The organism is Pannonibacter sp. SL95 (assembly GCF_026672425.1).
Lineage (GTDB): Bacteria > Pseudomonadota > Alphaproteobacteria > Rhizobiales > Stappiaceae > Pannonibacter.
The window spans coordinates 1,836,453-1,853,880 of sequence record NZ_JAPPRC010000003.1; the positions used below are offsets into that span (position 1 = coordinate 1,836,453).

Here is a 17,428-nt window from a genome sequence, read left to right on the forward strand (position 1 = left end):
ACATGACTACGACAACGCACATGGCCACCGAAGTTGCCGAGATTCCTGAGGCGGCCGCGCGTTTCCTGTCGGAGGCCCGCGCGCCTCTGGCCGCCGCTGCTGCCGCGATGCGCGGCCTTGATCCGCACACGATCGTCAGCGTTGCCCGCGGTTCGTCCGATCACGCCTCGACCTATTTCAAATATGCCGTCGAGCTGACAGCCGGTGTTCCGGTTGCTTCCGTCGGCCCGTCCATCGCCTCGATCTATGGCCGGACGCTGAAACTGAAGGGCGCTGCCTGCATTGGCGTTTCCCAGTCCGGCAAGAGCCCGGACATTGTCGAGATGATGCGGCTGGCCGGCGAGGGCGGTGCACTCACCATCGCGCTGACCAACAATTCCGCCTCGCCGATGGCCGGTGTCAGCGCCCATACGCTGCCGCTGAGCGCGGGTCCCGAGCAGAGCGTTGCCGCCACCAAGACCTTCGTCAACTCGGTCGTGGCCGGTCTCGCCCTTCTGGCCGAATGGCTCGAGGACGAGGCGCTGCGGGCTGCGGTTGCTGGTCTGCCGGAGGCCTTTGCAAAGGCACTGGAGCAGGACTGGACCGCTCTGTCGGACCGGCTCGTCCGGGCCCAGTCGCTCTATGTTCTGGGCCGTGGCCCGGGCTTTGCCATGTCCAATGAAATGGCTCTGAAATTCAAGGAAACCAGTGGCTTGCACGCGGAATCCTACAGCGCGGCTGAAGTCCTGCACGGCCCTGCGGCCATCGTCGGTGGCCGGTTCCCGGTCTTGGCACTCGGCGTTGACGATGCCGCGCTGCCGCATGTCAAGGCCACGGTCGAACGTCTGGTCGGGCAGGGGGCTGATGTCTTCGTGACCGGTCTGGAGGTTCCAGGTGCCACGACCTTGCCGTCGGTCTCCGGGCTGCATCCGATCGTTGCCCCCCTGGTGCTGGGCGTCAGCTTCTACAAGTTCATCGAGCAGCTGTCGCGGCGCCGCGGCTTCAACCCCGATGTTCCGCCGCACCTGAAGAAGGTAACGGAGACGGTCTGATGCGTCAGGTCTTTCAAGGTGCCCGGCTGTTTGATGGCCGGCACCTTCATCGCGGCAAAGCCCTTCTGGTTGAAGACGGGACCATCCAAGCCATTGTCGATGCCGGCTCGGCGGAGGCTCTGGCGTTTGGCGGCGAGGTCGTTGAGCTCGCCGGGGGCACCCTGTCTCCCGGCTTTCTCGATCTTCAGGTCAACGGCGGCGACGGCATCATGCTGGACGGGTCAGCGGACGTCGCGCGGATCCGGCGGATCTGCGCCGCGCATATCCGTCTCGGTGCGACCGGTATCCTGCCGACCCTGATCACCGACACGCCTGAGGCGACGGCCGCCGTGATTGCTGCCGGCATAGCCGCTGCCCGGGAAAATGTCCCCGGTTTCCTTGGTTTGCACCTTGAAGGCCCGCATCTCGATGCACGGCGGAAGGGCGCGCATGACCCCGGATTGATCCGCCCGATGGGGGCGGCGGATCTGGAACTCCTGTGCAAGGCCGCGGCCGAGCTTCCGGTGCTTCTGGTCACGCTCGCTCCCCAGTCTGTCACTCTTGAACAGATTGCGGCCCTGGCCCAGGCGGGCGTCATCGTCAGCCTTGGGCATACCGACAGCACGGCAGCCGAGGCCAAAGCTGCCTTTGCCGCCGGCGCGCGCTGTGTCACCCATCTCTTCAATGCGATGAGCCAGCTCGGCAACCGGGAACCTGGCATGGTCGGGGCGACGCTGGACAGCGACGTCTACGCCGGCATCATCACGGATGGCGTGCATGTTGCTCCGGAAGGTCTGCGGATTGCTCTGGCGGCAAAGAGGGGCGATGGCCTCTATCTCGTCTCGGATGCGATGGCTGCCGCCGGAACGGACGTCACCGAATTCATGCTCGGCGGCCGCCGCATCCTGCGCTCGAACGGCCGTTTGACGCTGGAAGACGGAACACTGGCCGGCGCAGACATCTGTCTGCCTCGCTCGATCCGTTATCTGGTTGAAACTGTTGGTGCCCCGCTGGAGCTTGCTCTGGCAATGGCAACAAGCCGTCCGGCGGCCTGCATTTCGGCCAGCGGCCGTCTGGGCAGCCTTGCTCCGGGACTTGCCGCTGATCTGGTTCATCTGACCGATGATCTGGCGCTCGGGGCCGTCTGGGTCGCAGGGGATCGCGTCCAGATCTGAAGCCAGTGCCCTTCAGGGCCTTGGTCCCTGTCCTGCGCAATGTGTCTGAAAGTCCCGGCCTGTGGCCGGGACTTTTTTATGCCAATCGTCTGGCCGCGCCATTCGCCTGGTGGTTCGGGGCTCAGCCCTGCGGCGTTGAACAGGCGGGGAATTCCTGTCGCAGTTTGTTGGCATCCTCCGCCGACAGCAGGTCGAGCACGTTGTCCGTCTGCGTCAGCTGAACAAACTTGCTGCTGGCCACGTCCTGAAGGAACGTGCGCACCGGAACCTTCGCCGGCATCGGCCGCGTCAGGCACCCGCTCGACACGCTAACCGTCAACTCGCCTTTGCCATTGCCGGTCTGCTTCGCCGCCTTGATGCGGGCCTGCGCGTCGCGGGCGCGGGCAAGGTCAGCCTCGGCGATTCGGGCGAGATAGATGATCTCGTTCGGCCCAGGTTTCAGATCCGACATGCCGACGGCCGGGATCATCACAAGAGCAAACTCCTCGGATACTAAGGGCTGTTGCGCTGCCTCGCCTTGATAGCGGATGGCGAGCTTTGCATCGCCGGTCCGCAGCCGGAACGCATCATTCACGCCAATCGCCGCCGTCAGTCGGGCTGGGTCTGTCGCCACCGGATCCAGTCCGGCCACTGTGCGCAATCCGGCAGCGGTCAACGAAGAACAGGCGCAAAGGGTGCTGGCCAGGAGGCATGCTGCAAGGGTCTTGATCATTTCAGTTTCCTCGGATATCGATTGCGAAGAAATTATCGTTTAACAATAAAAGAAGAAAGCAAAAAATGAAAAATTTTGCACGCAAGCGTATGATCCAAAGGGCGATCCGTGCCCAGGTCGGGTTGACGGCTGCGTCCGGCTTTCTTGTCGGCCTGACGTTTGCGCTGTTGCTTTGGTCGCTGGTTGCGCCGTCATCCCTGGCGACGGTGATCGCAGATCGTGCGGCTTTTCCGGTGGCCGGGCTCGACGACTGGCAGGTGCAGGCGATTGCCGGGATCATTCTGGTGTTGTTCGGGCTCTGGTTGCAGGCCCTTGCCGACCTTCGCGAACTGGCTGCCCTGAGCGGGGATCCCGGCTTTCCATTTATGCCGCTCGTGCGCCAAACCCGGCGGCGCGCCATTGGCTTTGCGCTTGCGGCGCTGGTCTGGTCGCTGCTTGGCCAGCTTCCGGTCTCGGTGATTGCGACGATCGGCGATCCGCTTGGACGCAGCAGCATGTCGCTTCAGATCGGATTGTTGACCCTCGTCTCGGCAACTCTGGTCGGAATCACCCTTTTTGCTTTTCGCACCCAGTTCGAAGCTGACCGTTCGCAGGTCAGGCATCGCAGCATTTTGTCTTCTCGTCAGGATTGAAAGAGGAAGTATCTGATGAACAGCTTGCAGATCTGTGCGCAGGCGCAGGGATCACGTGCCGTGGTCACCATTGCCGCCAAGGTCGTCGTGGCCGGCCTGCTGGCCGCGGCCTGTGCCCCGACCGTCCGCCAGGCGCCAGCCCCGATCCTGTCGCCGGGTGGCGTGTCGCAGGGGACGTTGCATCTGACCCTGCAGCAGGGGAATGACATTTTCGATGACGTCAATCAGATCACGGCGACGGCCATGACCAGCGACGGCGAGGTTTTCACTGGCCGCGTGGTCCAGAACATCGAGAAGACGAATTCTTCCAGCTCTGACATCATTTGGGACAGCTCGAAGAAGACCAAGCATGGCTGGTCAACGCAGTTCCGTGATGGGTCCGATTCGTCGACCAGCTATCGCTCGGACGCCCAGGCCGTCCTGAACGGCAACCGGGGGCATTCGATGACCTGTGACTTCCGGCTCGCCAATCCGGAAGCCGGGATTGACGGTGGCGGCGTCGGCCAGTGCCAGATCTCCGACGGACGGAGAGTGCCGGTGCAGTTCTGACCTCGTGTGGTCTCAGATCGCCGTCGTCATCCGATGACCGGGAGCATAGGTCAGGCGGACGGCGGTGATTGCGAGGGGGCCGGCCCAGGTGGTGCGGTCCATGACGAAGAGAGCTGCTCCTTGCGGGCAGCCAAACAGTGCCGACATGGCAGCATCGGCCTCCGTGGCGAAAAACTCGATGCCACCGCCCGAGAAGGCGGCGTTCTGGACCAGCCACTCATTGGGGCTGACCTTTGAAAAGTCAGCACTTTCGAGACCGGGAACGGCAGGATTAATCCAGCGGTCCTCATGGCAGAAGGCAGCGCCATCGGCCAGATGCAGTGCCGTCACATGTAGGAACTTGCAGTCCGGTGGCAGGTCGAGCTGACCTTGAATGCTCGCCGGGACCGGTTCGATGGCCTGCTGCAGCCGCTGATAGCTGTGCGAGGCGCCTCTGCCTTCCACATCGTGACGGATAATCGGGATCTGGAAGGTTGCCCGCCGCACCGGGTTGAGCGGAACACGTGTGCCGGCCTTGCGGCGGCGTTCCAGCAGACCGAGTTCCGCCAGTTCCCTCAGGGCCCGGTTGACCGTCGCCCGGGCACATCCGAATTCGGCCGCAAGCTGGGCCTCATGCGGGATCTGCGCGCCGGGTTTCCATTCGCGGTCGCGAATGCGGCGCAGGGCCTCAGCCTGGATGGTCTGCCAGGTCACAGGACCCGAGAGGGGCTTTGCCATGCGGTCGCGTCTCTTTTTTCTTTTGTTTCAGCAGGTTGGCGGAGGCCGCCGTTTCACGCGTCCTTCAGCCGCGACACCGTACGGATGTAGTTGGCCGTGATGGTCTCGTGACGAATGTGCCGCCCCTCACGCACGACATGACGGCCTGCAGACCAGACATCGCGCACGAGGCGGTCATCGGCTGCAAATGCCCATGCGTCAAGTGCAGTGTCGCCCTGACGGCCTGCCAGATGCACGGATTGGCCATCAAGTGCAACAAGATCAGCAAGTTGGCCGGCTTCGATCGCGCCCGAAGGACGACCGGCAGCCTGTGCACCGCCCTTGACGACGGCCTCAAACAGCACGCGGCCAGTGGATTTGTCGGAGGTCGCCAGGACCGCGCGGGAGCGATCGCGCAGGCGCTGGGAGTATTCGAGGGTGCGCAGTTCCTCGGACAGTGAAATGCGGATGTTGCTGTCCGAGCCGACGCCGATCACGCCGCCGGCGCCGAGATAGCGGACGCCGTCGAAAATGCCGTCGCCGAGGCTTGATTCGGTGATCGGGCACAGGCCCGCGACCGCGCCGGTGGCAGCGAGGGAAAGTGTTTCGTTTTCAAGCATTTGCGTGCAGTGGATCAGGCACCAGCGCCGGTCGACTTCGGCATTGCCGAGAAGCCAGTCGACGGGCCGGGCGCCGCGATGGGCGAGCACTTCCTCCACTTCCGCCACCTGTTCGGCGAGGTGCATGTGCAGGGGAGCATCCGGGCGAAGGCTTGCCGCGCGGGCGAGATCTTCCGCGGCAACGGCGCGCAGGCTGTGCGGGGCAACGCCGATCCGGGCGTCCGCCGGAAGGTGTGAAAGCGCCTTTTCGGCAGCGTCGACGAGATCAGAGAAGCGGCTGATATCATTGCCGAAACGGACCTGACCCGGGCCAAGCGCGCGCTTGTCGCAGCCGCCATACTGGTAGAATACCGGCAGCAGCGTGAGCCCGATCCCCGTTTGCGACGCGGCAGCGGCGATGCGTTCTGACATCTCGCCAAGACTGGCGTAGGGCGCGCCGCCCGGCTGGTGGTGCAGGTAGTGGAACTCCACGTTGGTGGCGTAGCCGGCTTCCAGCATTTCCATCTGCACGAAGGCGGCAATCGCCTCGACATCCTCGGGCGTCAGCTGGTCGAGGAAGCGGAACATCAGCTGCCGCCAGGTCCAGAAACTGTCGCGCGGGTCGGGGCCGCGCCGCTCGGTCAGACCGGCCATGGCGCGCTGGAAGGCGTGGGAATGGAGATTGCCCGGCGCGGGCAGGAGGAGGTCGGTCCGGGTTGCCCCTGCGGGCACGGAAGTCCCTGGCCGGACAGCTGAAATCCGGCCATCGGCGCTGAGCTCCACGGTGACATCCGCTGCCCAGCCCTGAGGCAGCAATGCCTCTTTTGCCCACAGGAACGTTGCCGTTGCTGCCGGTGCTGCGGGGGAATTCGCCAGGTCGCCTGCGTTTGCGCTGCTCATTCTTTCGCCGCCTTCCTCGATTGACACGATTAATATGTGCAGACAAAATACGCCCATCTCGGGAGGAAACCAAGATGGAACTTGATCAGCCGATCATCCTGACCAACGCGACGCTTGCCACCCTGGCGGGGCCGACGGGCTATGGCCTGATCGAAAACGGCGCTGTGGTCGTGGACGGACAAACCATCGCCTTCGTCGGACAAAGCGACGCCATTCCGGGAGAATTTGCGACCCTTCCGCGCCTCGATCTGGACGGCCGTCTGGTGACCCCCGGTCTCATCGATTGCCACACCCATATCGTCCATGGCGGACACCGGGCGCGCGAGTTCGAGATGCGTCTTGACGGCGCGACCTACGAGGAAGTGGCAAGGGCAGGGGGCGGCATCGTCTCCTCGGTCCGCTCGACCCGCGAGGCCAGCGAGTCCGACCTCGTCGCCTCCGCGCTACCGCGCCTTGATGCGCTGATCAGCGAGGGGATGACTACAATCGAGATCAAGTCCGGCTACGGACTGGAGATCGAGACCGAGTTGAAGATGCTGCGGGCGGCCCGGAGGCTGGGCCAGGAGCGCAAGGTGCGCGTCCGGACCACCTACCTCGGCGCCCACGCGGTGCCGGCCGAGTACAAGGGCCGGACGGAGGCCTATCTGATCGAGGTCTGCCTGCCGGGTCTGGAAGCTGCGGCGGCCGAGGGCCTCGTTGATGCGGTCGACGGGTTCTGCGAGGGCATCGCCTTTTCGGTCGAGGACATGACTCGGGTGTTTGACGCGGCGAAGCGTCTTGGTTTGCCGGTGAAGCTTCATGCCGAACAGCTGTCGCGCATCGGCGGCACCCAGCTCGCCGCCCGCTACGGTGCCCTGTCGGCCGACCACGTGGAATATGCAACCGACGCGGACGCGGCCGCGCTGGCGGCCTCCGGCACCGTGGCCGTGCTGCTGCCCGGCGCATTCTACGCCATTCGCGAGACGCAGGTTCCCCCGGTTGCTGCCTTCCGGGCGCATGAGGTGCCGATGGCGCTGGCAACCGACTGCAATCCCGGCACCTCGCCGCTGACTTCGCTGCTCCTGACCATGAACATGGGCTGCACCTTCTTCCGGCTGACCGTCGAGGAAGCGCTGCGCGGCGTGACCGTGAACGCGGCGAAAGCCCTTGGCCTTGATGACTGCGGCCGCATCTCCGAGGGCCTGCGCGCCGACCTTGCCATCTGGAACGTCGAGACGCCGGCGGAGCTTGTCTACCGCTTCGGCTTCAATCCCCTTCACGCCCGAGTTTTCGGAGGTTCGCAATGACCGTTGTTCTCCAGCCCGGCCGCGCCACACTGGCCGACCTTGAACAGATCTGGCGCGATGGGCGCGCGGTCCGCCTTGATCCCTCGGCGCGTCCGGCGGTCGATCTGGCGGCGGCCCATGTTGCGGCGGCGGCCAATGGCGATGTCGGCGTCTATGGCGTCAACACCGGCTTTGGCAAGCTCGCCTCGGTGAAGATTGCGCCGAAGGACACGGCGACGCTGCAGCGCAACCTGATCCTGTCGCATTGCTGCGGCGTGGGCGAGCCGCTGGACCGCGCCGCAACGCGGCTGATGATGGTGCTGAAGCTCCTGAGCCTCGGGCGCGGCGCGTCGGGCGTGCGCTGGGAGGTGATCGCGCTCATTGAGGCGATGCTCGAAGCTGGCGTGACGCCGGTCGTTCCCTCTCAAGGCTCCGTGGGTGCGTCCGGCGATTTGGCCCCGCTCGCCCACATGACGGCGGTGATGATCGGTGCCGGCGAGGCGATCTATGGCGGCGAGCGGCTGGCGGGCGGCGACGCGCTGAAGATGGCGGGTCTGACCCCGGTTGTGCTTGGCCCCAAGGAGGGGCTGGCGCTCATCAACGGCACGCAGTTTTCCACCGCGCTGGCACTGATCGGCCTGTTCGAGGCCTGGACCAATGCGGCGGCCTCGCTGGTGATCTCGACGCTCTCGACCGATGCCATCATGGGATCGACCGCGCCGCTGCAGCCGGAAATCCATACCCTGCGCGGCCATCGCGGTCAGATCGAGGTCGCCGACCTGATGCGCGCCATCATGGAGGGCTCGGAAATCCGCGAGAGCCACCGCGAGGGCGACACGCGCGTGCAGGACCCCTATTGCATCCGCTGCCAGCCGCAGGTGCTGGGGGCGGCTGTCGACCTGTTGCGCTTTGCCGGCTCGACGCTGGAAATCGAGGCCAACGCGGTCACCGACAACCCGCTGGTGCTGGGCGAGGGCCGCATCGTTTCGGGCGGCAATTTCCACGCCGAGCCGGTGGCCTTTGCCGCCGACCAGATCGCGCTGGCGGTGGCTGAAATCGGTGCGATCGCGCAGCGGCGCGTGGCGCTGATGGTCGATCCGACGCTGAGCCACGACCTGCCGCCGTTCCTGACCCCCGATCCGGGCCTCAACTCCGGCTACATGATCGCGGAAGTCACGACGGCCGCCTTGATGAGCGAAAACAAGCACCTGGCAACGCCGTGCTCGACGGATTCGACGCCGACCTCGGCCAATCAGGAAGACCATGTGTCGATGGCCGCCCATGGCGCGCGCCGGCTGCTGCGGATGAATGCCAACCTGTCGGTGATCCTCGGTGTCGAGGCGCTGTGTGCGGCGCAGGGCATCGAGTTCCGCGCGCCGCTCAAGACCTCTGGGCGGCTTCAGTCGGTGATCGCACGCCTGCGCGCAGTGGCGGCGGCGCTGAAGGAAGACCGGTATCTCGCCCCCGACATCGAGGCGGCATCTGCGCTGGTGCGCTCCGGAGCGTTTGCGGCGGCGGCGGAGATCGGGTCGTTCAAGGTCTGAGGTGAGGTTTCTCGGGTGTCATCCCGGTTTGCCGCGTGGCGGCAAGACCGGGATCCAGTAACCCGGGGACTGATTGCGATGAAGACAGGGGGTACTGGATCCCCGCCTTCGCGGGGATGACGGGAGAGGTCGGCCGTTCGGGGGCACATCTGGCTCGGTGTCTGCCAGAGCGTCGCCACCCCCCTCTGTCTGCTGGCGCAGACATCTCCCCCTCAAGGGGGGAGAGGGGGCTGCGGCGAGTTCAAGCGTGTCATCCCGGTTTGGCGCTTAGCGGCGGGACCGGGAGCCGGTAATCCCGGCGGTGATGATGACGAAGACCGGGGGTACTGGATCCCCGCCTTCGCGGGGATGACGGGAGCGGGCGGGGATGACGGCAGAGTTTTTGGGATCAGCCTGGACAGGGCGAACGACGTGCGTTGAGGCCGGAAAAGGAAGTCGGGTGGATGGTTGAAATGACGCGTGACGATCAGAGTGGGCCGGTGACGGTGACGCGGGGCGACAGTCCGGTGGTGCTGGGGCTGCCGCATTCGGGCACGCATGTTCCCGCCGGCATCCGGGCGAAGCTGAACGCGCGCGGGCTGGTGCTCAGCGATACCGACTGGCATGTGGACCGGCTTTATGACGGGCTGCTGCCGGGGGCGACGACCGTGGCTGCGACCTTCCACCGCTTTGTCATCGACGCCAACCGGCCGCCGGACGGGGCAAGCCTCTATCCGGGGCAGAACACCACCGGGCTGGTGCCGCTGACCGATTTCGATGGCGAAAACATCTGGCTGGATGCCCCGGATGCGGCCGAGATCGAGCGGCGGCGGCTGGCCTTCCATGCGCCCTATCATGCGGCGCTGGAAGCCGAACTGCGGCGGGTGCATGCGATCCACGGGTTTGCCGTGCTCTACGATTGCCACTCGATCCGCTCCAACATCCCGTTCCTGTTTGACGGCACGCTGCCGGATTTCAACATCGGTACGGTGGAGGGCACGTCCTGCGCGCCCGGTCTGGGCGAGGCGGTGGCCGGCATCTGCCAGGCGGCGGAGGGCTACAGCACGGTGGTCAATGGCCGCTTCAAGGGCGGCTGGACGACCCGGCACTATGGCCGGCCGGCGGAAGGCTATCACTCCATCCAGATGGAGCTGGCGCAGGCGACGCATCTGGAAACCGAGCTGCCGCCCTATGCCTACAGCCTGACCAAGGCCGCGCGGCTGCAGGCCGTCCTCACATCCATTCTCGAGACCGTGGCCTCCGGAACCTGGCGCACCTAAGCACAGGGCCGGACGTCAATTCACTGCACATGAAACGTTGCTTCGGAGAGGAAACATGACCAATCCCCGCCATAATCAGCGCGACATCTTCCCGCCCACCGGCACGACGCTGAACGCCAAGAGCTGGCTGACGGAAGCGCCGCTGCGCATGCTGATGAACAACCTGCACCCGGATGTGGCCGAGAACCCGCATGCGCTGGTGGTTTATGGTGGCATCGGCCGCGCGGCGCGCACCTGGGACGACTTCGACCGCATCGTTGCGGCGCTGAAGTCGCTGGAAGACAACGAGACGCTGCTGGTCCAGTCGGGCAAGCCGGTCGGCGTGTTCCGCACCCATGCGGATGCCCCGCGCGTGCTGATTGCCAACTCCAACCTGGTGCCGCATTGGGCAACCTGGGACCATTTCAACGAACTCGACAAGAAAGGCCTGGCCATGTACGGCCAGATGACTGCCGGGTCGTGGATCTACATCGGCACGCAAGGCATCGTGCAGGGCACCTATGAGACCTTTGCCGAGGCGGGCCGCCAGCATTACGGCGGTGACCTCAAGGGCAAATGGATCCTGACCGGTGGCCTTGGCGGCATGGGCGGCGCGCAGCCGCTGGCGGCCGTGATGGCCGGCGCCTGCTGCCTGGCCGTCGAATGCGACGAGACCCGCGCCGACTTCCGCATCCGCACCCGCTATGTCGATGAAAAGGCGCATACGCTGGACGAGGCGCTGGCGATGATCGACCGCTGGACCAAGGCGGGCGAGGCGAAATCCGTGGCGCTGATCGGCAACGCGGCCGACGTTTTCCCCGAACTGGTCAAGCGCATGAACGCCGGTGGCCCGCGCCCGGACATCGTCACCGACCAGACCTCGGCGCATGACCCGATCCACGGCTATCTGCCCTCCGGCTGGACCGTCGGCGAATGGCGCGCCAAGCAAGAGAGCGATCCGAAGGCGGTGGAGAAGGCCGCCCGCGCGTCGATGCGCGTGCATGTTCAGGCGATGGTCGACTTCTGGAACGCCGGCGTGCCGACGCTCGACTATGGCAACAACATCCGTCAGGTGGCCAAGGACGAGGGCCTGGAGAACGCCTTTGCCTTCCCGGGCTTCGTGCCGGCCTACATCCGGCCGCTGTTCTGCCGTGGCATCGGTCCGTTCCGCTGGTGCGCGCTGTCGGGTGACCCGGAAGACATCTACCGCACCGACCAGAAGGTGAAGGAGCTGATCCCGGACGACGCGCATTTGCACAACTGGCTGGACATGGCGCGCGAGCGCATTGCCTTCCAGGGCCTGCCGGCGCGTATCTGCTGGGTGGGCCTGGGCCTGCGCCACAAGCTGGGTCTGGCGTTCAACGAGATGGTGCGCAAGGGCGAGCTGAAGGCGCCGATCGTCATCGGCCGCGACCACCTTGATTCCGGCTCCGTCGCCTCGCCGAACCGCGAGACGGAAGCGATGAAGGACGGATCGGACGCCGTGTCCGACTGGCCGCTGCTGAACGCCCTTCTCAACACCGCGTCTGGGGCGACCTGGGTGTCGCTGCACCACGGCGGCGGCGTGGGCATGGGCTTCTCGCAGCACTCCGGCATGGTGATCTGCTGTGACGGCACGGAAGCGGCTGACCGGCGCATCGCCAATGTGCTGTGGAATGATCCGGCCACCGGCGTGATGCGTCACGCCGATGCCGGCTACGAGATCGCGCTCGACTGCGCGCGCGAAAATGGCCTGAACCTGCCGGCCATCCTGAAAGACTGAAGAACAAGCGGAACAGGCACATCATGACAAACCAACAGAGCGGAGGTCTGACGATGAAGAGACGTGATTTCCTGAAGACCGCAGGTATCGGTGCGGCGGCAGCAGCGGGTACGGCGGCGCTTGCCGCTCCGGCCATCGCGCAGGACGTCATCAAGTGGCGCATGGTCAGCGCCTGGCCGAAGAACCTGCCGGGGCCGGGCGTTGCTGCCCAGGCGCTTGCCGACCGCATCACCGCCCTGTCGGGTGGCCGGTTGCAGGTGGAACTTTTCGCCGCCGGTGAAATCGTCCCGGGACCGGGCGTGTTTGATGCTGTCGCCGAAGGCACGGCCGAGATCTATCACGCGGTGCCGGCCTACTGGGGCTCCAAGTCCAAGGGCATCCTGCTGTTCGGCTCGCAGCCGCTGGGTCTGACCGCCATCGAGCAGATCGGCTGGATGCAGCAGGGCGGTGGTCAGGCGCTCTATGACGAGATGTACGGCCGCTTCGGCCTGAAGCCGTTCCTGTGCGGCAACTCGGGTCCGCAGTGGTTCGGCTGGTTCCGCAAGGAGATCAAGACGGTCGACGACCTGAAGGGCCTCAAGTACCGCACCACCGGCCTCAACTCGGAAGTCTGCGCCAAGCTTGGCATGGCGGTGGAAGCCATGTCCGGTCCGGCGATGTTCCAGGCGCTGCAGTCAGGCGCGCTGGATGCGGGCGAGTTCATCGGTCCGTGGTCGGACAGTGCGCTGGGTCTGCAGCAGGTGGCCAAGAACTACTACGCGCCGGGTGTTGGCGAGCCGTCCTCGGCCGAGGAATGCGCCATCAACATCAAGGCCTGGGAAGCGCTGCCGGATGACCTGAAGCAGGTGGTCACCTTCGCCTCGCAGAGCCTCTACAACCCGGTGCTGACCGAGTACAACACCAAGCATGCCATGGCGCTGCGCGAGCTGAAGGACAAGCATGGCGTGACCGTGCACAAGCTGCCGGACGAGATCGTGGTCGCCATGGGCAATGCCATGGGTGAGGTGGTCAGTGAGCTGCGTGACAACAGCGACGAGCTGGTGAAGCGCATCACCGAGAGCTTCCTTGCCTACCGCGCGCTGATGACCGAGTACATGCCCTATGCGGACGCCGGCCAGATGAACGCCCGCGGCCTGACGTATAACTACGGCTGAGACTGAACGGCCCCGGCGCGGGGGTGCTCGCGCCGGGGTTTGTCTTTGCTGTCATCCCGGTTTGCCGCAAGGCGGCAAGACCGGGATCCAGTAACCAGGGCGCTCGCGATGAATGGGGAACAAAGCAAGCGCCGGGAGTACTGGATCCCCGCCTGCGCGGGGATGACGGGACCGGACGTCCGGACAAGAAAAGACCGCAACAGGGGGCGGGGGAATGGAACAATTTGCGAATGCGCTTGACCGGGTGAGCCGGGCGGTGGGCGCGGTGACGATCTGGTTTGCGCTGGCGATGGTGCTCTTGCAGTTCGTGATCGTGCTGCTGCGCTATGTCTTCGGCTATTCGTCGATCTTCCTCAACGAGGGCGTCCTTTACCTGCATGCCAGCGTGTTCATGCTGGGGGCCGGCTACACGCTGATGGTCAACGGCCATGTGCGCGTCGACATCTATTACGCCAAGGCGTCCCGGCAGGCCCAGGCGATGATCGACCTGTTCGGCCATGTGGTGCTGCTGGGCGGGTCGCTGGTGGTGCTGCTGATCTATTCCTGGCCGACGGTGGCCCGCTCCTGGGCCATTCTGGAAGGGCCGATCTCGGTCGGCGGCATTCCGGCCTCGTTCCTCCTGAAAAGCCTGATCCCGGTCTTCTGCGTGCTGCTGCTGCTGCAGGGCCTTTCGGCGTTTCTGCGTGATTGTCTGCGTCTTTCGGGCCGCGTTTCAGAAGGCGCCAAGTGATGCCGCTTGATATTCTGATGTTTGCCGCGCTGATCGGGTTCATCCTGCTCGGCTATCCGGTTGCCTTCACCATTTCCGGCGTTGCGACGCTGTTTGCCCTCATCGGCTATTTCAGCGGGGATTTCTCGCTTGGCCTGATGGGCGCGCTGGGGCAGCGGTTTTTTGCCGTTCTGACCAATCCCGTGCTGACCGCCATTCCGCTGTTCGTGCTGATGGGCGTGATCCTGGAAAAGAGCCGGATCGCGGAAGACCTTCTGGAGACCATGGGCCGGCTGTTCGGCACCATGCGCGGGGGGCTCGGCGTGTCGGTCGTGCTGGTCGGCGCGCTGCTGGCCGCCTCGACCGGCATCGTCGGGGCGACGGTGGTGGCGATGGGCATGATCGCGCTGCCTGCGATGCTGCGCAATGGCTACAACCCGCGCCTGTCGTCCGGCCTTATCTGTGCCTCCGGTACGCTCGGCCAAATCATTCCGCCCTCGACGCTGCTGATCATTCTGGCGGACGTGATGTCCTCGGCCTTCCAGCAGGCGCAGTACAAGCAGGGCAAGTTCTCGATCGAATCCCTGTCGGTCGGTGAAATGTTTGCCGCCGCGCTGCTTCCTGGATTGCTGCTGGTGGTGCTTTACATCGTCTATGTGCTGGTGGTGGCCTGGCTCGTGCCGGGAGACGCGCCGGCTATGAAGGCGCTCGACCGGCGGCCGTCACGGCGCGAGGTCGCGGGGGCGATCCTGCCGGCGGTGCTGCTGATCGTCGCCGTGCTGGGCGCGGTGCTGTTCGGCATCGCCTCGCCGAACGAGGCGGCGGCGGTGGGCTCCATCGGTGCGATCCTGCTCGCCGGCTACAAGCAGGGGGCTCCGAAGGGCCTTGTGCTGGGCGGGACGGTGGCGCTGTTCGTGCTGGTGGTTGCGGCGGGACTTTATCCGGTGCGGCTGCAGCGGTCGGATGCCGGGGCGCTCGAGTATACGCTGGCGGCGATCTACGCCGGGCTGGCGCTGGTCGGGCTGGTGGCGGTGCTGGTGTCGCTGAAACAGTCGTTCCGGGCCAAGACGCTGATCCCGGCACTGACCCAGACGATGGTCGTCACCTCGATGATCTTCGCCACCATCCTGATGGCCTCGTTCTTCTCGCTGGTCTTTGTCGGCCTTGGCGGTGAACACCGGGTGGCGCAGATCCTGGAAGCGATGCCGGGCGGGGCGACGGGAGCGCTGGTGTTCGCCATGGCCTTCATTTTCGTGCTCGGCTTCTTCCTCGACTTTGTCGAGATCGCGGTGATCCTGCTGCCGCTGCTGATTCCGCCGCTGATCCTGATGGGGCATGATCCCTTGTGGCTGGCGGTGCTGATTGCGGTGAACCTGCAAAGCTCGTTCCTGACCCCGCCCTTCGGCTTCTCCCTGTTCTACCTGCGCGGGGCAGCGCCCAAGGAAGTGACCACGGGCATGATCTATCAGGGCGTGGTGCCTTTCATCCTGCTGCAGATCCTCGCCATGGCGCTGATCTGGGCGATGCCAACGATTGGCACGATGCTGCCGAACATCATGTTCTGACGGCATTCCGGCCCGGCAAACGGGTGACGATTACGATTGAACTGCCGGGTCTTGCGGCGGTTGGACGGGCGGCTTTGGCTGCCCGTCCAACTGCTGACAAACCCTCTGTCGTCATCCCGGACGAGAGCGAAGCGGAGATCCGGGACCGGAGAGCCAAGGTCTCTCCGGGATTAACTCGTTGAATATTCGAGGCTTCGGCTCTCCGGTCCCGGCTCGGCGCTTCGCTTGGCCGGGATGACGGCGGTAGAGGTCGAGGTTTGTCATCAAGCTCACGGGCGGCTTTGGCTGCCCGTTTTTGTTCGCGGGCTCAAGTGATCGGGGGATGATCAGGGTAGTCGGCCAAGCATCAGTTTTCCGCATGCTTCCATGACCAACCGGCATTTGCCGAGAGGCGTCCGGCGCTCCTAGCTAGAGAGGCTCGGGGGCTGCGGTGGCAGTGCGCCGGGCACAGGATCCTGAAGGTTCCGAACCTGAACGGCATGAGGCGAGGCAGATGACGGTTGGCGCGTTCTTCATCGGCGGCAGAAACGTGAAGCCGGCAGGCCGACGCAGCCAGCCCGTGCTGTCGCCGGCCACCGGCGCGGTCATCGGTGAGGTGGCGCTGGCGGAGGCGGACGAGATCGACGCGGCGGTCGCGGCGGCAAAGGCCGCGCAGCCGGGCTGGGCGGGGCTTGCCGCCTGTGACCGGGGGGCGGCGCTGCGTCGTCTTGCGGCCGAGATCGAGGCGCGGGCCCAGACGATTGGCGCGGTGCTGGCGGCCGAGACCGGCAAGAGCCTCAGCGATGCCACGGGCGAGGCCGTCTATGGCGCCGAGATCACCCGCTATCACAGCGAATGGGCGCGGCGCATCGAGGGCGAGATCATCCCCTCCGATACGCCCGGCGAGACGCTCCTGTTGATGCGCGCACCCATCGGCGTCGTTGTCTGCCTGATCCCGTTCAATTTTCCGATCTACACGCTGCTGCGCAAGGTGGCGCCGGCGCTGATGGCCGGCAACAGCGTGGTGGTGCGCCCGTCGAACACGACGCCGCTGTCGGCACTGGCGCTGAGCGAGGCCATTCAGGCGGCCGGACTGCCGGACGGGGTGATCAACATCCTGACCATGGACCATGCCGGGGCCGGGCGGCTGTCGCAGGCCGAGGCGGTCGGCATGATCACGCTGACGGGCAGCGTCTCGGCCGGGCGGGCGGTGATGGACTATGCCAAGGCCAACATCGCCAAGACGTCGCTGGAGCTGGGCGGCAAGACGCCGGTGCTGGTGGGGCCAGATGCGGATGTGGCCGATGTCGCCCGCCGGCTGGTGGCCAACAAGACCAACCATTGCGGCCAGGTCTGCACGGCGGCGGCCCGTGTCTATGTGGTCGATGCCCTGCATGACGCGCTGGTCGCGGCGCTGACGGAGGCCTTCCGCGCGCGGCGCTTTGCCGACCGGGCGCAAGAGCCCGACGCGATGGGGCCGGTGGCGAGCGAGAAGGCCCGGGCCGAGATCCATGCCATGGTCGAGCGGGCGGTGGCCGAAGGGGCGAGCCTTGCGGCCGGCGGCGTGATGCCGGAAGGGCCGGGCTGGTTCTATCCGCCGACGCTGCTGACCGGCTGCCGGCAGGAGATGGAGATCATCCGGGAAGAGGTGTTCGGTCCGGTGCTGGCGGTGGTGCGGGTGAGCGACCTCGACGAGGCCCTGCGTCTCGCGAACGATCACCAGTTCGGCCTGAGCTCGGTGCTCTTCAGCAATGACCACCGCAAGGTGATGCAGATCGCCAACAGCATGGAGGCGGGCGAGCTCTACGTGAACCGCTTCCCGGCCGATCCCTACCAGGGCTACCACGCCGGCTGGAAGCGCTCGGGTCTGGGCGGCGACGACGGCAAGCACGGGCTGCTGGAGTTCACCCAGACCCGGCTCGTGGTGCTGGCACCCTGA

At 65.5% G+C, this 17,428-nt stretch carries 15 protein-coding genes; 12 read left to right on the plus strand and 3 right to left on the minus strand.

The features are described from left to right. Nucleotides 1-2 precede the first annotated feature (2 nt). Both OVA12_RS09325 and nagA read left to right on the plus strand, forming a co-directional pair. Nucleotides 3-1,031: an SIS domain-containing protein gene (locus OVA12_RS09325; protein ID WP_268136556.1), complete on the plus strand. Its 1,029-nt coding sequence runs from the start codon at nt 3-5 to the stop codon at nt 1,029-1,031. After that, nucleotides 1,031-2,185, plus strand: coding sequence for an N-acetylglucosamine-6-phosphate deacetylase (nagA, locus tag OVA12_RS09330; RefSeq protein ID WP_268136558.1), 1,155 nt, complete (start codon nt 1,031-1,033; stop codon nt 2,183-2,185). Before OVA12_RS09325 ends, nagA begins: the two co-directional genes overlap by 1 nt. Nucleotides 2,186-2,306: 121 nt before the next feature. On the opposite strand, the gene OVA12_RS09335 is transcribed toward nagA, so the two are convergent. Continuing rightward, entirely contained in the window at nt 2,307-2,897 is a 591-nt protein-coding gene (locus tag OVA12_RS09335; protein ID WP_268136560.1) for a hypothetical protein, read from the minus strand. A gap of 167 nt (nt 2,898-3,064) precedes the next feature. Between OVA12_RS09335 and OVA12_RS09340 the strand changes: the two genes are divergently transcribed. Both OVA12_RS09340 and OVA12_RS09345 read left to right on the plus strand, forming a co-directional pair. After that, nucleotides 3,065-3,529, plus strand: coding sequence for a hypothetical protein (locus OVA12_RS09340; RefSeq protein ID WP_268136562.1), 465 nt, complete (start codon nt 3,065-3,067; stop codon nt 3,527-3,529). Nucleotides 3,530-3,544: 15 nt separating this feature from the next. Next, complete coding sequence (locus OVA12_RS09345; RefSeq protein ID WP_268136564.1) at nt 3,545-4,078, plus strand: hypothetical protein; 534 nt, start codon at nt 3,545-3,547, stop codon at nt 4,076-4,078. Nucleotides 4,079-4,090: 12 nt separating this feature from the next. On the opposite strand, the gene OVA12_RS09350 is transcribed toward OVA12_RS09345, so the two are convergent. Beyond that, entirely contained in the window at nt 4,091-4,795 is a 705-nt protein-coding gene (locus OVA12_RS09350; protein ID WP_268136566.1) for a GntR family transcriptional regulator, read from the minus strand. A 53-nt stretch (nt 4,796-4,848) separates the two neighbouring features. Further along, nucleotides 4,849-6,273 (minus strand): formimidoylglutamate deiminase, encoded by a 1,425-nt coding sequence (locus OVA12_RS09355; protein WP_268136568.1) that lies wholly within the window; start codon nt 6,271-6,273, stop codon nt 4,849-4,851. Between the two features lie 74 nt (nt 6,274-6,347). On the opposite strand from OVA12_RS09355, the gene hutI reads away from it, so the two are divergent. The 8 genes from hutI to OVA12_RS09395 all read left to right on the plus strand — a co-directional run bounded on the left by hutI (nt 6,348) and on the right by OVA12_RS09395 (nt 17,428). Continuing rightward, the gene (hutI, locus tag OVA12_RS09360; protein ID WP_268136570.1) at nt 6,348-7,559 is read left to right on the plus strand and encodes an imidazolonepropionase; all 1,212 of its coding nucleotides are present in this window, start codon (nt 6,348-6,350) and stop codon (nt 7,557-7,559) included. Further along, nucleotides 7,556-9,082: a histidine ammonia-lyase gene (gene hutH / locus OVA12_RS09365; RefSeq protein ID WP_268136572.1), complete on the plus strand. Its 1,527-nt coding sequence runs from the start codon at nt 7,556-7,558 to the stop codon at nt 9,080-9,082. Before hutI ends, hutH begins: the two co-directional genes overlap by 4 nt. 452 nt (nt 9,083-9,534) lie before the next feature. Beyond that, nucleotides 9,535-10,341 carry an N-formylglutamate deformylase gene (gene hutG / locus OVA12_RS09370; protein ID WP_268136574.1) on the plus strand — a complete coding sequence of 269 codons (807 nt, stop codon included), beginning with the start codon at nt 9,535-9,537 and terminating at the stop codon, nt 10,339-10,341. 55 nt (nt 10,342-10,396) lie between these two features. Then, the gene (hutU, locus tag OVA12_RS09375) at nt 10,397-12,082 is read left to right on the plus strand and encodes a urocanate hydratase (RefSeq protein WP_268136576.1); all 1,686 of its coding nucleotides are present in this window, start codon (nt 10,397-10,399) and stop codon (nt 12,080-12,082) included. Between the two features lie 53 nt (nt 12,083-12,135). Further along, nucleotides 12,136-13,236 carry a TRAP transporter substrate-binding protein gene (locus tag OVA12_RS09380; RefSeq protein ID WP_268136578.1) on the plus strand — a complete coding sequence of 367 codons (1,101 nt, stop codon included), beginning with the start codon at nt 12,136-12,138 and terminating at the stop codon, nt 13,234-13,236. A 214-nt stretch (nt 13,237-13,450) separates the two neighbouring features. Then, nucleotides 13,451-13,966: a TRAP transporter small permease subunit gene (locus tag OVA12_RS09385; RefSeq protein WP_268136580.1), complete on the plus strand. Its 516-nt coding sequence runs from the start codon at nt 13,451-13,453 to the stop codon at nt 13,964-13,966. Further along, the gene (locus OVA12_RS09390) at nt 13,966-15,510 is read left to right on the plus strand and encodes a TRAP transporter large permease (protein WP_268136582.1); all 1,545 of its coding nucleotides are present in this window, start codon (nt 13,966-13,968) and stop codon (nt 15,508-15,510) included. The genes OVA12_RS09385 and OVA12_RS09390 overlap by 1 nt, the downstream gene beginning before the upstream one ends. A gap of 493 nt (nt 15,511-16,003) precedes the next feature. Next, the gene (locus OVA12_RS09395) at nt 16,004-17,428 is read left to right on the plus strand and encodes an aldehyde dehydrogenase family protein (protein ID WP_268136584.1); all 1,425 of its coding nucleotides are present in this window, start codon (nt 16,004-16,006) and stop codon (nt 17,426-17,428) included.